The organism is Streptomyces klenkii, from assembly GCF_003626645.1.
Classification (GTDB): domain Bacteria; phylum Actinomycetota; class Actinomycetes; order Streptomycetales; family Streptomycetaceae; genus Streptomyces; species Streptomyces klenkii.
Genome location: NZ_RBAM01000004.1, coordinates 129,874 through 143,968, shown reverse-complemented (window position 1 = coordinate 143,968; position 14,095 = coordinate 129,874). Strand labels below are relative to the sequence as shown.

Below are 14,095 nucleotides of genomic sequence, written 5' to 3'. Positions count from 1 at the left end.
CCGGCTTCCGGGCTCAGCCTTCGACGATGCCCGCCGCCCTGGCCTCCTTCAGCCAGTCCGGGAACTCCACCATCAGCTCCGCGTAGAGCTGCGCGTCCGTGAGCGACTTCGGGTCGCGGCCCGCGTGGAAGAAGCCTGCGTTGTCCACGACGCGCTTCTCCGGGACCGGCAGGTCGTCCAGCTTCCGCAGGAAGTCGAAGCCCTTGCCCTCCGGGTCGCCGAAGGCGACGAACTGCCAGAAGATCGGCAGGTTCGAGCTCTCGCAGAGGGCCCGCTCCGCGGCCGGCTTGCTGTACGGGCCGCCGTCCGTCTGGAAGATGACGAACGCGGGGGCGGTCGAGCCGGACTTCTTGTAGTGGCCGATCACCGCTTCCATCGCCCAGTGGTAGTTGGTGCGGCCCATGTGGCCCATGGAGGAGTGGAGTTCCTCGATGCGGCCCTCGTAGTTGCCGAGGTCGACCTCGGCGACGCCGTCGACGTCCGTCGAGAAGAAGACGACCGGCACCGTGCCGTCGTCGTCCAGATGGGCGGACAGGCCGAGGGCCTGCTCGGCGAGGTGCTGGACCGTGCCGTTCTTGTAGAACTCGCGCATGGAGCCGGAACGGTCGAGGACGAGGTAGACCGCCGCGCGCTGCCCCGTCAGGCCCTGCTTCTCCAGGGAGGCACCGGCCTCCTTGTAGAGGCTGATCAGGCCGGGGGCGCGCGTTTCCAGCTTCTGGAGGCTGATGGCGGGGGACTGCGCAGGGCTGACGGCGGCGGGTGCGGCGGTCTGCGCGGCGGACTGCGCAGGCGCTTCTTCCTGCACAGGTGCTGCCTCCTGTACAGGTGCTGCCTCTTGTACAGGCGCTTCCTCGCGCGGCGGCATCGCCGGGGACGGCTCCGGCATCGGGGGGCCCGGCGCGGGCTCCGGCTTGCGGACCGGGTCCGGGCCGGGGGCGGGCTCGGGCACCGGCTCGGGGTCGACCGGCGGCACGGGCTCCGGCTGCGGAACGGGCGTGGGCGTCGGGACGGGCGTCGGCTGCGGCTCGGGCTCGGGGCTCGGCTCCGGCGGCACGGGCCCGGGGCCGGGGCGCGGACCGGGGGTGGGCCCCGGCTGCGGCGTCGGCTCCAGCGGGCCGGGGTCGGGGATGCGGTCGCCGTCCGGCTCGTCGAGGGGGGCGTCGAGCGGCTCGGCCAGCCGCGCGGTGCTCCCGCCGCCCTGCTGCGGCGGCACCGGGGCGCGGACGGGCTCGGGCGCGGGGGCCGGCTCGGCGGCGGTCTCTTCCGTAGAGGTGCGCGGCCGGGCCACGAGCGGCTCCGTACGCGGCTCAGTACGTGACTCAGTGCGCGGCGCGCTGCCGGATGCGCTCAGCGGGCCGGTACCGGTACCGGAATCGCTCCGCGGCTCGGTGCGCGGTTCGGCGCGCGGCTCCGGGTCCGGCTCCTGGGCGGGCGCGGGCACGGACGGCGGCGCGCTCTGGCGCGGGCTCGCTTCGTCTCGTTCGGCCGTCGCTGTCCTGGACCGGCCGAACGCGTTCCGCAGCAGACTCCGAATGCCCATGTGGAGTAGTCCTTCACGTGTCTCGGGAGCTATGAAATGTCCGTGTTGCGGGTATACATCCCCCTGGGGGACGGTGACGTAAGGCTAGCCGCCCCCCTATTCCCCGCATGCTCAGACCCTCGCGAGGCACTCCCGGCCGCCCCACGCACGGGGGACGGCCGCTACGCCCACTTGGGGCCACGGAAGTTCACACTCCGTCAGACCGGGGCGTGGCGGGCGGCGATTTCCCGCCACATCGCAGCTCTCGTCGTAGCCCGCTTCGTAACCCGCTTCGCAGCCCGCTTCGCAGCCGCTCCGGAGCGTCGGCCGGCGGATTCAGCGGCGCAACGGCCGTACGAACACCTCCAGGGCGTCCCCGACGTCCCCCGCGGCCGGCAGCCGCAGCCGGCCGGCCTGCTGCCAGCCCCAGGACCGGCGGGCCGCCTCCGCCGCCGCGGTGTGCGCGTCGGCGGGGGAGAGGAGCAGTGCCGCGAGCGCCGCGCCGCTGCCGGACAGCAGCCGGTCGTGCAGCCGCCGCCCGATGCCCTGGCGGCGCTCGCCCGGCGCGACCACCAGCTCGGCGACCGCGAACACCCGGCCCGCCGCGGTCAGCTCCTCCAGCTGCCCCGGCACGGGCCCGGCGAAGCCCTCCCACCGGGCGCTGTCGCGCGGCAGGGGATAGCCGTACGCGCAGCCGACCGGGCGCCCGCCGGAGTCCGCGACGACCAGGTCGAAGCCCGGCCGCGCCGAGTGTTCCGCGAGGCGTTCCCGGAAACGGCTGCGGCTGTGGAAGGGCTCGACGTACGGTTCCCCGTGGCCGTGCGGTTCCGCGGGCGCCGCGGCGCCGCGCTCGGTAGCACCACGCTCCGTAGCACCGCGTGCCGTAGCGCCGTACGCCGCGGCGTGCAGGTCCGCGAGCTGGTCGCGGTACTGGTCGGCCTGCCAGCGGCTCAGCCTGCGAAGGAAGACGTCACCCATGCGCCCTTCTTGCCCAGCGGAACCCCCACCCACCCGCCGCCGGGCCCGGTTTCCGGCGCGATAACGGCAGGCGGCCGACAGGACACGCGCAGGACAAGAGCGGGGTAAGAAATGGGTCCAGGGCAACCCTGTCCACCCATTCCGGCCTCTTCATCGGTGAGTATCGCTTTACCGAACATGAGTACCCACCGCGGGGGCAGGGAGTTGAGGGGCGCATGGGCCTGACCAGCAGGTCACTCTTCTACACGGTGGTGTTCGTCGCCGTGGTGTGTGTGGGTCTCACTCTCTGGCTCTGGCCGCGGCTTTCCGGGCGCGGCGTGCTGCCCGTGCTCGGCCGGCTCGGCGCGATCGTCGTCACCCAGCTGACGATCATGTCCTCGGTGCTGCTCGCGGTGAATTCCGCCAATAGTTTCTACGGCTCGTGGGGCGAGCTGATCGGCAAGTACGACCGGTCGCCGGGCGAGGTCACCCAGATCACCGAGAACGGCGGCGCGAACGCCGCGCCGGTGGACGCGGGCAAGGGCGGGCTCGTACGGAACACGGGCACGGAGGGCATCGACAAGAGCGACATCCCGCAGGGGCCGAAGGACAAGGTCGGCACGCTGGAGTCGGTGCGCCTGGTCGCCCGCCGGGCCGGGGTCATGGAGCCCGCGTTCGTCTACCTCCCGCCGCAGTACTACCAAGAGCAGTACAAGCGCCAGCGCTTCCCCGTCATCGTCGCCATCAGCGGCTACCCCGGCGGGATCACCAACCTCGCCCACTTCCTGAAGGTGCCGAAGACGGCGAGCGACCTGATCGGCGAGCGCAAGATGCAGCCGACCGTGATCGTGATGGTGCGGCCGACCATAGCCCCGCCCCGCGACACGGAGTGCGTGGACGTGCCCGGGGGACCGCAGTCGGAGACGTACTTCACCAAGGACCTGCCCGAGGCGATCAAGAGCGCCTACCGCGTCGGCCACGAGGCCAGCGCCTGGGGCGTCATGGGCTACTCCTCGGGCGGCACGTGCGCGCTCGAACTCGCGATGCGGCAGCCCGGTACGTATCCGGTGGCGGGCGCCCTCTCCGCCGACTACAAGATCAAGAATGATCTGACCACGGGAAATCTCTTCGGCGACGGAGAGGCGGGCGAGAAGAACAAGCGTGAGCACGATCTGCTCTGGCGGCTGGCGAATTTGCCCGCGCCGCGCGTCTCGGTTCTCGTGACGAGCAGCAAGGAAGGCGAGAAGAACTACAAGGAGACGGAGAAATTCCTCAAGGCCGTCAAGGAGCCGATGACGGCGGCGAAGATCATTCTTCCGTCGGGGAGCCATAACTTCACGACGTGGCGGCGGGAGGTCGGGCCGACGCTGGAGTGGATGGGGAAGCAGATGACGTTCCCGCAGGACGTCAACAATTAGGGCTGCTGCGCTATGGCTCGGGCTGTTACGGCTCGGGCTGCTCCGGCTGTTCTTCGGTCTGCTCCTCGGGCTGGGGGGCTTCAGCATCCGCCGTGGTCCCCGGGACCTGACCGCCCGGGACCCGCCCGCTCGGATTCGGAACCTGTCCTCCCGGCCCCTCCAGCTCCTCGCTCAGCCAGGCGAACGCGGCCGGGTACATCGAGATCCACGTGTGGTAGTTGTGGCCGCCCGCCGGAGCCAGCATCGTCCGCAGCCGGACGCCGCTGCCGGCCGCGGCCTCCTCAAAATGTTCGATGAGGGACGGCGGGCTGGAGCGGTCCTGCCGCGACGTCGCCAGGAACAGCCCGACGCCGGGCGCGGCCGGCGGCTTCGTGTGCGACACCAGCCATGTGGGGCTGTTGTGCTCCCGCAGGACGGGGTCGGTCAGGGCGCCCTGCTCGCCGTTGAGCGGGTCGGGGTCGAGGGCCGCGCCCGCGCCGAAGACCCGCGGGTACTGCAAGGGCAGCTTCGCCGCGCAGTAGCCGCCGGTCGAGATGCCCAGCAGGCCCCACGAGCGCGGGCCCTTCCCCGTACGGAAGTGCTGCCGGATCACCTCCGGGACGTCCGCCGAGAGCCAGGTGGCGATCTTGTGGCCGGGGATGTCGGCGCAGTCCGTGTCCAGGCCGCCGGGGTTGATCACCGGCACGGCCAGGATGAACGGGTGGGTCGCCCCCGCCCGCAGCAGCTTCTTGAAGGCCGCCGGCATGTGGCCCTGGTCCAGCCAGGACTGCGGCGAACCGGGGATGCCGTGCAGCAGGATCACCACGGGGAACGGCGTGCGGCGGTAGCGCGGCTCGTCGTACTGCGGCGGCGTCCACACCATCACCTGACCGGACAGGGCCGAACGGGGGCCCCGTACGTACGTCTGCTGTATCCCCGCGTCCCCGCGCAGGAAGCGGGCGCGGTCGGGCGGCGGGCCCGGCATCGCCACCGGGCCGCTGCCGCCGGCGCGGCCCAGCAGATCGTCCCACGAGGCGTACAGCCCGTAACTCGTGTTGATCCACGCGGCCACCACGCAGATGGCCGTCACCTGGCACAGCCCGATCAGCAGCACGCGCGCGAGCCAGCGGGCGGGGGCCGGGCCGGGGATCCTCGACCAGAGGAGGAGGGTGGCCAGCACGGCACACACCGTCGCCGCGGCCAGCGCGGCGAAGAACGCGGTTCCGGTGAGACTCATCGCTCCCATAGATATCCCATAGATACACGTTGGCTGGTTCGCTCTCCTCCCTTGACGCGGGTGTGCTGCATACGCTCGACGCCGCGGGCGCGCCCGGTACCGGCTGCGGCCGCTGGATGCCCAGCCCCCCACCGCCGCGAAGGCGGTGAGCGGGCCCATCGATTCGGAGGCGTGCCGTGGCCAAGCAGGACCGTGCGATCAGGACTCGACAGACCATCCTGGAGGCGGCCGCGGTGGTGTTCGACGAACGGGGCTACGACGCCGCCACGATCAACGAGATCCTCGCGCGGGCGGAGGTCACCAAAGGTGCGCTGTACTTCCATTTCCCCTCGAAAGAGGACCTCGCACTCGCCGTCATCGACGCGCAGGCCGAGGCGACGTCCGCGCTCCTGGACCTGCCCGGGGGGTGCCGGATGCAGCGGCTCGTCGACCTCGGCATGGTCTTCGCGCACCAGCTGCTGGTCGATCCCGTGCTGCGGGGGAGCGTGCGGCTGACGATGGAACACGGGTCGGCGGCGCTCCTGCACCGGAGCGGGCCGTTCACCGGGTGGATCGAGCTCCACACGCGGCTGCTGGCGGAGGGCAAGGAACGGGGGGAAGTGTTACCGGACGTCGTGCCGGTGGAAGTCGCGGAGCTACTCGTGGGGGCGTTCGGGGGGATCAACGCGCTGTCGCAGTCGGTCTCCGACCGGGCCGACCTCGAACGGCGGGCGATCGTGCTCTACGAGCACCTCATGCCGTCCATCGCCGTCCCCGCGGTCCTGGCCCGCCTGGACATGGCCCCGGGGCGCGGAGCGAGGGCGCTCGCGCTGGCGACGCTGGAGCCGGTGGGGGCGGCGTAGAGCGCGGCGCGCGGCGCCTCCGGCGGGGGGTGCGCCGATGGCCGCGGGGCGGCCCTGCGGCGGGGCCGTCCGGGTGAGGGGCCGCGCCCGGCGAGGGGTTCGGGGCTCGGGCGCTCCCTTCCGCCGCGGCGGTGAAGTGCCACGATGGTGGTGTTCGGCGGTGCCGTGCGGCCTGGGGGCGGTTGGGCACCGCCGGGGGCGTGGGTGGTGGTTGCGCGCCGTGGCGGCGGGAGATGTTCTGCCGGTTCGGCGGAACGTGGGGGCTGTTTCGGTGGGGTGAGCGGTGCTGCCCGGCAGGGCTCCGGCGCCGGCCGCCCCCGAGGGCCGGGCGTCTTTCTTCCGCCGCGGCGGTGAAGTGCCACGACGGTGGTGTCCGGCGGTGCCGTGCGGCCTGGGGGCGGTTCGGCACCGCCGGGAGGTGGTCTGCCGGTTCGGCAGGGTGAGGGGCCGCGCCCGGCGAGGGGTCCGGGGCTCGGGCGGCTCCCTTCCGCCGCACCGCCGGGGTCAGACCGTGGGGGCTGCTGCGCCTGAGAGGACGTCCAGGGCCACGTCCAGGAGCGCCTCGCGGCGCTGCTCCGCCGTGCCGGACGCGCCCGCGTCCGGCACGAACGCGCCGAAGTGGACCGTGAGCACCGCGCTCGCCACCCGCATGCGACAGCCGAACTCCAGCTCACCCGCGTGCATGAGCCGCGAGATCGCGGTCACCCGGTCGCTGAGCTCCCGCCCGACCGCGAGGTCGCGCAGCGTCGCCTGGTTCTCCTGGAGGATGTGGTAGATCGGCATCGCCGAGGCGAGCGCGGCGCTGTACCGCCGCAACAGCTCCCGCTTCGTCTCCATCGTGGGCGGTTGTTCCTCCGCCCACGCGATGAGTTCGTCGACCGGCCTCCCCAGGTCCTTGGAGAGCGCGCTGAGGATGTCCTCCTTCGTCTTGAAGTGGTAGTACAGCGCCGCCTTCGTAACGCCGAGCTCCTCGGCGATCTCCCGTAGCGACGTCTTCTCGTAACCACGCGAGACGAAGAGGTCCAGGGCCGTTTTCTGGATGCGCTCCCGGGTGTCGCTCCTGCGCGCCTGAGGGGTGCTGCCCATGGGTCTCTCCTGCCGTTGTCGTGAACCTGTCGCCCCCCAGGCACTCCTGCTTGACGCCTGGTCAGCTGGCAGCCCGCCTTCCCGCCGCTCCCAACTGGCCGCGCCTGCAAGCAAGTGGACGTGCCGGGCCGCCGCCGCACATGCCAGGGGGAGTGGAGATCATGCCGCAGAAAAGACCCCCGGCGGGCTCGCAGCGGCCGACCGCGACATCACCGACACGCAATACATACATTGTCGTGGTCAGAATGGTCGCGTGGTGGCCAAGTGGCCATAGAGGCGGCCGACATGGGGCGCGGAACCGCAGCAAACCCGTCACCTCATGAGGCGTGCATCGCCACCCAATCCTTGACATTCCTGCTTGACGCCCCACAAGCCATGTCTTACGTTCCGTCCTGGCTGGCCAGCCGCCCGGCAAGCGAGCAAGTGAGCAAGCAAGCGAGCCGGCGGGCGGCGGTACGGAGGGGGGATCCGGATGGTCAAGGCGGACATGGTGCTGGACGTCATCTGCGTCCACTCCTACATCGGCTACACCCGCCTCGTCCGCGCCGCGGACCGCCTCCGCGCCCGCGGCACCCCCGTCGCGATCACCTTCCGCCCGTACGAGATCGCCCCGGCCGCCTCCGACAGCCCCCAGCCCCTGATGCCCCTGCTGGAACGCGCGCTCGGCCCGTACGCCGCACAGCAGACCGAGCTGTTCACCTGGCAGGCCGCCCGCGACGGGCTGGAGCTGCGCTACGACCGGGCCGTCGCCACCGGCACCTTCCGCGCCCACCTGCTGATCGCCCGCGCCGCCGAGCAGGGCCGCGCCGAGGCCGTGGTCGAGCGGCTGTTCCGCGCGCACTTCGCCGAGGGCGAGCACATCGCCGCCGAAGAGGTGCTGCGGGACCTGGCCGAGGAGTGCGGCGTGGACCTCACCCCGTACGGACCCGGCGTGCTGGCACGGACCTCGCCCGAAGCGGAGGAACTCCGCGGCGCGTTGCACCGGCTGCGGCACCACGGCGTCACGGGCGCCCCCCTCTTCCGGATCGCCGACGGCCCCGTCCTGCTGGGCGTACAGACCGAGGGCGCTTTGTACGAGGCGATGGCACGGGCGTCGTCCGCTGCCCGGATAACCGGCAACGCCACGCCCTGACCGCGCCCGCTTATTTCCATATCACTTCCCCGCCTATTTACATTTGTCGGCCAGTCCTACGTGCCGCGATCCCACTGGCTCGAATGAGTGAAAGGCCGGAACTTCCGTATAGGGGCGGAGTTATTCAGAACGCTTTCCCAGTGGGGGCGCTACACGATCGAAAGGCTTAGGACGTGCTCAACAAGGTAATTGCCACGGCAGCCATGACGGCGTCCGCGGTCGGCACCATGGCCGGCCCGGCGATGGCCATCGGTAACGACCAGGACGTCGCGAACGGCAACGCCGCGGTGACCGGTTACGGCAACACGCACACCGGCGGCAAGGAAAGCCCGCAGATGAGCCTGATCCAGGGCACGCTGAACAAGCCGTGCCTGGGCATCGGGAAGATCGGTGTCCAGTCCGTGCTGGCGCTCCTCGCCAACATCGGCGTCCAGGACGTGCCGATCCTCACGTCGCAGCAGCAGCAGCAGTGCACCGACAACTCCACGATCAGCGACGGCGACGACCAGCTGTCGCACATCCTCTCGGAGATCCCGATCATCTCGGGCAACGGCTCCGGCAACAAGAGCGAGGGCGGTCACGGCCACCACGGCTTCGGCGGCCACTCGGGCTTCGGCGGGCACTGAGCATCGCGGTAGTCGGACGGAAATTCCCCCTGCGGCGGGTGTGCGGGCCCCGCGGCAGGGGGATTTCCCATTCATTTTCCCGGCGTCCGGTACCGGGTGGCCGGGTCCGGGTCCAGGGCCGAATGAGTGAAGGGCCGTATCCGGTAATAACCTCTCGGAATTTCCCGAGTTAGGCAGAGAGCTCAGAGATCCCGTAATCGTCGAGCCAGAACGAGGAACCAAGCGTGATCAAGAAAGTAGTGGCCACGACCGCACTCGTGGCTTCCGCGGCCGGCGTGTCGGCGACCCCCGCGATGGCCGTCGGCAACGGCCACGACGTTGCGAACGCCAACGGCGCGGGCCAGATGTACGGAAACACCTGGACGGGCGGCTACATGAGCCCGCAGATGGGCCTGATCAACGGCTCGCTGAACAAGCCGTGCATCGGCATCGGCAAGCTCGGCGCCCAGTCGCTGCTCTCCGCGATCAACGTCGGCCTCCAGGACATCCCGATCCTGTCCTCGCAGCAGCAGCAGTCCTGCACCGAGAACTCCACGATCAGCGACGGGGACGACCCGCTGTCGCACATCCTGGACGAGATCCCGATCATCTCGGGCAACGGTTCCTGGAACCACGAGGACCACGAGGGCGGTCGCCACCACCACGGCGGCTTCGGCCACCACCGCGGTGACGACCACCGCGGCGGCCACGACGATGACGACGATCACGGCGGCTGGCACCACGGGCACGGCCACTGACGGCAGCCCGCCCCCACACCACGAACGCCCCCGGCAATCCCGGGGGCGTTCGTGTGCGTATTGCGGGTGCGTATTCCGTGCGCGTATGCGGCTGTGGTCTCGTATGCGGCTGTGTTCTCAGCGCGCTCCCGCGTGCAGCCACGCCACCTTGTCGTACAGCTCGTCCGCCGTCAGGGAACACAGCATCCGGTTGCGGGCCAAGGCCGCCTCCCCCTCCGGGTGGTACAGCTGCTTGCCCATCTCGCGCGCCACCAGCTGCGTCCGCGCCGTGCGCTCGCCGCGCGCCGCGTTGTACTTCTCCAGCCGCCGCTCCAGGGCCGGTTCGTCCGGCTCCGCGCCCCGTAGCAGCTCGCCGAGCAGCACCGCGTCCTCCAGCGCCATGCACGCGCCCTGCGCCGCGTACTGGAGCATCGGGTGCGCGGCGTCGCCCAGCAGCGTCACCCGGCCGTCCGTCCAGCCCGGCACCGGGTCGCGGTCGCACAGCACCCACGCCCGCCAGCCCTTGCCGAGCTCCAGCAGCCGCCGCGCGGCGTGCCCCAGCTCCGGGAACTCCGAGACGACCGCCTCGGCGGGCACCGGCAGCCCCGCCACCGCCTCCGAGGCGGCGTCGTCGCGGGTCGCCGCCAGGTTCAGGCACTTGCCGCCGGCTATGGGGTAGTGCACGAAGTGCCACTTGGGCCCGGCCCACAGCGTCACGCTGTTCCAGCGCAGCTCCCGCGGCACCTGATCCATGGGGATCACCGAGCGGTAGATGGTGTGGCCCGACACACGAGGGTCGCCGTCGCCGACGAGCTGGCGGCGTACGGCCGAGCGGATCCCGTCCGCACCGATCAGCACGTCGCCGCGGAAGGAACGCCCGGTGCAGGTGACGGCGGTGACGCCCGTCGCGTCCTGCTCGTAGCGCACGACGAAATGGCCGCCGAGGAGGGTGACGGCGGGGTGAGCGCGGCAGGCGTCGAGGAGCGCCTGGTAGAGGTCGCCGCGGTGCACGACGGCGTACGGATTGCCGAAGCGCTCGCGGTAGGCGCCGGTCAGCGGCATGCGGGCGATCCGCTCGCCCGTCGTGCCGTCCATGAATTGCAGTTCGTCGATCAGCACGGCCCGCGCGCGGACCGCGTCGCCGACGCCCAGGCCGTCGAGGGCGTGGAAGGCGTTCGGGCCGAGCTGGATGCCGGCCCCGACCTCGCCGAAGACGTCGCTGCGCTCCAGCACGGTCGCCCGGTGACCCTGCCGGGCGACGGACAGGGCGGCCGCGAGACCGCCGATCCCGCCCCCGGCGATAAGGATGTTGGCCATGTCGTCTCTCGCAGTCCTCTCGGGCGGGGGAAAGGGGTGATCGAACGGTCAGGCGGCGGTCGGACTTGGGGTGGGGGCGTGGGCCGCAGTAGTGGCTCAGGCCTCAGACGGCGGTCAGCTCAGACGGCGGTCTTGCGGTCCAGGACCAGGTCGTGGCCGACGACGTAGGACGCCTCGTCGGAGGCCAGCCACAGCACGGTGTCGGCGATCTCCTCGACCTTCGCGCCGCGGCCCAGCGGGCAGGGGCTGATCGCGTTGATGCGGATGCCCTTGTCGATGTATTCGCGGGCGGCGGTCTGCGTGAGCGTGCTCACCGCCGCCTTCGACGCCGCGTACGCGCCGAGGCCCGGCAGCATGCCCTGGCTGCCGATGTTGCTGGCCGTATTCACGATCACGCCGCCGCCGTTGCGCTCCATGTGGGCGATCTCGTGCTTCATGGAAAGCCAGACCCCGGTCAGATTGGCGGCCAGGGTCTCGCCCCACACGCTCTCGCAGATCTCCGCCACCGGCTGGTTGGGGCCGAGTTCGGTGACATTGTTGAAAGCGACGTCGATGCGGCCGTGCCGTTCGACGACCGCGGCCACGACGGCTTCGGCGTCGGACGCCTCACCGTTTTCGCCGTGCCGGGTCACGTCGGCAATTCCGCAACTGGCGCTGCCGCCCAAGGCCTTGATCTCTTCAACGGTGTCGTGCAGCATTTCCGGGTGCCGGCCGGCGACCACGACGTCGGCCCCCTCGCGTGCGAAGGCGAAGGCGGCGGCCCGGCCGATGCCCTCGCCACCCCCGGTGACCAGGACAACCTTGCCTGCGAATCGCTTGGACATCGCGTCTCCCCTGTTCCGGCCTGATCCGACCTGTGCCGACTGGCGTCTCAACTTCCTTCAGCATCAGGGGAATCGCGGCGTGGTGGCTGCATATGCGTTTGACTACGTCAGGTGGTGCGGCACCTGGCGGAGTACCTGACGTAGTAAGGGAAAGAGCTTCGACCGGGCCGGGGAATGCGGCGAAGACTTCCCTGCATGATTACGCTCTCGTGGACCCGTAAAGTCGATGACGCATCCGACGCACCGTGCACCACGCGCGAGCGGCTGTGGCGCGTACTGCTGCACAAGGCGGAACATCCCGTCGGCTATGTGCCGGCGATCAGCGACTGCCGGATCCTGGAGCGCTACGAGGACGGTTTTCTGCGCGAGGCCCGGCGCGGTTCGCGGCTGCTCGTCCAGCGCGTCACTCCGGACGAGGCGGCCGGCCGCATCACCTTCCGGCACGCGGACTCCTCCGACATCGCCGTCATCACCAACCAGATGGGCGAGGACGAGCACGGCAGCCTCACGCTCACCCTCAGCATCACCCTCACCGATGCCCCGTCGTCGGCCGTGCTCCGCGAGAACGTCTACCTCCACGAGCTCGACGCGGACTTCGCCGCGACCCTCGACGCCATGACGACGGTGCTGCGGCAGCACGCGCTCCAGGGGCTCGGCGATGCCGGAGTTGTCGAAGTTACCGAAGTTGCTGGAGTTGCCAGCGATGCGTGAGAGCAGGGCAACGGGGGAGAGCAAGGCAACGGGGGCAGGCGGGGTCGGGCGGCGGTTCACGCGGCGGCAGGTCGTCGCGGGTGCGGCGGCCGTGGGCGCCGGGGCGGTGCCGGCGGGGCCGGTGGGGCGTGCGGTGGCCGACGGGGGCACGGGTACGGGCGCGGGTACAGGTACGGGTGCGGGCGCGCCGGGTGTCTTCGGCCCGCTCACCGTCCGTCCCTCCGACCGGCGCTACGCCGACCTCGCCCGCGGCGCCAACCGCCGCTGGACCGGCACGCCCGACGCCGTACGCCTGGTGGGCTCGGCCGACCAGGTGCTCGCGGCCGTCCAAGAGGCGGTCGACACGGGCCGCAAGCCGGCCGTGCGCAGCGGAGGGCACTGCTACGAGGACTTCGTGACCTCGGACGACGTACGGCTCGTCATCGACACCAGCTTCCTGGACGGGGTCGGCTACGACCCGGCCCGGCGCGCCTTCTACATCGAGCCGGGCGCCCGGCTGGGGGACGCGTACCGCGCCCTGTACAAGGGCTGGGGCGTCACGGTGCCCGGCGGGACGTGCCCCACGGTGGGTGCGGGCGGGCACATCGTGGGCGGCGGCTACGGCGCGCTGTCCCGGCTGCACGGGCTCGTCGTGGACCACCTGTACGGGATCGAGGCCGTCGTCGTCGACGCGAACGGGACCGCCAGGAAAGTGTTCGCCACGCGGGAGGAGAACGACCCGCTGCGCGAGCTGCTGTGGGCGCACACGGGTGCGGGCGGCGGATCGCTCGGGGTCGTGACGCGGTACTGGATGCGCTCGCCGGGTGCTGGTGCTGGTGCAGGCGGGGGCGCGGGCGGGGCCGATCCGGCGGGGCTGCTGCCGCAGCCGCCCTCCGAGCTGCTCGTCTCCACGGTCTCGTGGCCGTGGGAGGGCATGACGGAGGCGGCGTTCTGCACGATCCTGCGGAACTACGGGCGGTGGTGCGAGCGCAACAGCGCGCCCGGATCCCCGTACGCGAGCCTGTTCAGCCAGCTGAAGCCGGCGCACCGGTCGGCCGGGGCGTTCTCGATGACGACGCAGATCGACGCGTCGGTGCCGGGTGCGGCCGGGCTGCTGGACGCGTTCCTGGCGGAGGTCGGGCGGGGCGCGGGGATCGCGTACCGCGTGGACGACCGGCGGACGATCCCCTGGCTGCACGCCACCACGTCCTGGCCGGGCTTCACCGCGCCCGACACCACGATGCGGTTCAAGGCCAAGTCCGCGTACATGCGGAAGGGCTTTCCCGAGGACCAGCTCAAGGCCTTCTACCGGCACCTGAGCCGGGGCGACTACGCCGGTCCGATGTCGCTGGTGATGATCAGCGCGTACGGGGGGCGGGTGAATGCGGTGGGCGCGGGGGACACCGCTGTGCCGCAGCGGGACTCCGTCATGAAGCTGCACTACGTGACCTTCTGGCAGGAAGCGGCCGACGACGCACGGCATCTGGCGTGGATCCGCGAGTTCTACCAGGACGTCTACGCGGCGTCCGGGGGCGTGCCGAGGCCGGGTGACGTCACGGACGGGTGCTTCGTCAATTACGCGGACGCGGATCTGAACGAGGCGCGGTGGAACGGGTCCGGGGTGCCGTGGAACGAGCTGTATTTCAAGGGGAATTACCGCAGGTTGCAGGCGGCGAAGGCGCGGTGGGACCCGAGGGACGTGTTCCGGCATGCGCAGTCGGTGCGGCTGCCGGGCGGGGCTTGAGGAATCCG

General features: G+C 71.2%; 13 protein-coding genes. 7 read left to right on the top strand and 6 right to left on the bottom strand.

The genetic code is table 11. The features are described from left to right. Nucleotides 1–13 precede the first annotated feature (13 nt). Together D7231_RS10690 and D7231_RS10685 are read right to left on the bottom strand one after the other, a co-directional pair. Nucleotides 14–1,540, bottom strand: coding sequence for a VWA domain-containing protein (locus D7231_RS10690; protein WP_120754812.1), 1,527 nt, complete (start codon nucleotides 1,538–1,540; stop codon nucleotides 14–16). Nucleotides 1,541–1,855: 315 nt separating this feature from the next. Then, a complete protein-coding gene (locus D7231_RS10685) occupies nucleotides 1,856–2,497 on the bottom strand; it encodes a GNAT family N-acetyltransferase (protein WP_120754810.1) in 642 nt (213 codons plus the stop codon). Between the two features lie 215 nt (nucleotides 2,498–2,712). Here D7231_RS10685 and D7231_RS10680 point away from each other — a divergent pair, with 215 nt between their 5' ends. Continuing rightward, nucleotides 2,713–3,894, top strand: coding sequence for an alpha/beta hydrolase (locus D7231_RS10680; RefSeq protein ID WP_120754808.1), 1,182 nt, complete (start codon nucleotides 2,713–2,715; stop codon nucleotides 3,892–3,894). 25 nt (nucleotides 3,895–3,919) lie between these two features. Here the strand turns inward: D7231_RS10680 and D7231_RS10675 are convergent, their stop codons facing one another. Then, on the bottom strand, nucleotides 3,920–5,110 hold the full coding sequence (locus D7231_RS10675; protein ID WP_120755560.1) for an alpha/beta hydrolase: 1,191 nt from the start codon (nucleotides 5,108–5,110) through the stop codon (nucleotides 3,920–3,922). Between the two features lie 176 nt (nucleotides 5,111–5,286). Between D7231_RS10675 and D7231_RS10670 the strand changes: the two genes are divergently transcribed. Continuing rightward, nucleotides 5,287–5,952, top strand: coding sequence for a ScbR family autoregulator-binding transcription factor (locus D7231_RS10670; RefSeq protein ID WP_120754806.1), 666 nt, complete (start codon nucleotides 5,287–5,289; stop codon nucleotides 5,950–5,952). Between the two features lie 504 nt (nucleotides 5,953–6,456). Here the strand turns inward: D7231_RS10670 and D7231_RS10665 are convergent. Further along, entirely contained in the window at nucleotides 6,457–7,038 is a 582-nt protein-coding gene (locus D7231_RS10665) for a TetR/AcrR family transcriptional regulator (protein ID WP_120754804.1), read from the bottom strand. A gap of 472 nt (nucleotides 7,039–7,510) precedes the next feature. Here D7231_RS10665 and D7231_RS10660 point away from each other — a divergent pair, with 472 nt between their 5' ends. The 3 genes from D7231_RS10660 (at nucleotide 7,511) to D7231_RS10650 (ending at nucleotide 9,533) form a co-directional block, all read left to right on the top strand. After that, on the top strand, nucleotides 7,511–8,170 hold the full coding sequence (locus D7231_RS10660; protein ID WP_120754802.1) for a DsbA family oxidoreductase: 660 nt from the start codon (nucleotides 7,511–7,513) through the stop codon (nucleotides 8,168–8,170). A 173-nt stretch (nucleotides 8,171–8,343) separates the two neighbouring features. Next, nucleotides 8,344–8,796: a rodlin gene (locus D7231_RS10655; RefSeq protein ID WP_241999646.1), complete on the top strand. Its 453-nt coding sequence runs from the start codon at nucleotides 8,344–8,346 to the stop codon at nucleotides 8,794–8,796. Nucleotides 8,797–9,020: 224 nt separating this feature from the next. After that, nucleotides 9,021–9,533 (top strand): rodlin, encoded by a 513-nt coding sequence (locus D7231_RS10650; protein ID WP_338419850.1) that lies wholly within the window; start codon nucleotides 9,021–9,023, stop codon nucleotides 9,531–9,533. A 117-nt stretch (nucleotides 9,534–9,650) separates the two neighbouring features. Here D7231_RS10650 and D7231_RS10645 read toward each other — a convergent pair whose 3' ends face one another. Together D7231_RS10645 and D7231_RS10640 are read right to left on the bottom strand one after the other, a co-directional pair. Beyond that, nucleotides 9,651–10,829, bottom strand: coding sequence for a 3-hydroxybenzoate 6-monooxygenase (locus tag D7231_RS10645; RefSeq protein WP_120754800.1), 1,179 nt, complete (start codon nucleotides 10,827–10,829; stop codon nucleotides 9,651–9,653). A gap of 119 nt (nucleotides 10,830–10,948) precedes the next feature. Continuing rightward, a complete protein-coding gene (locus D7231_RS10640; RefSeq protein WP_120754798.1) occupies nucleotides 10,949–11,653 on the bottom strand; it encodes an SDR family NAD(P)-dependent oxidoreductase in 705 nt (234 codons plus the stop codon). 195 nt (nucleotides 11,654–11,848) lie between these two features. Here D7231_RS10640 and D7231_RS10635 point away from each other — a divergent pair, with 195 nt between their 5' ends. Both D7231_RS10635 and D7231_RS10630 read left to right on the top strand, forming a co-directional pair. Continuing rightward, nucleotides 11,849–12,364: an AtaL-like protein gene (locus tag D7231_RS10635; protein ID WP_158673734.1), complete on the top strand. Its 516-nt coding sequence runs from the start codon at nucleotides 11,849–11,851 to the stop codon at nucleotides 12,362–12,364. Then, the gene (locus D7231_RS10630; RefSeq protein ID WP_120754794.1) at nucleotides 12,357–14,087 is read left to right on the top strand and encodes an FAD-binding oxidoreductase; all 1,731 of its coding nucleotides are present in this window, start codon (nucleotides 12,357–12,359) and stop codon (nucleotides 14,085–14,087) included. The genes D7231_RS10635 and D7231_RS10630 overlap by 8 nt, the downstream gene beginning before the upstream one ends. Nucleotides 14,088–14,095 lie beyond the last annotated feature (8 nt).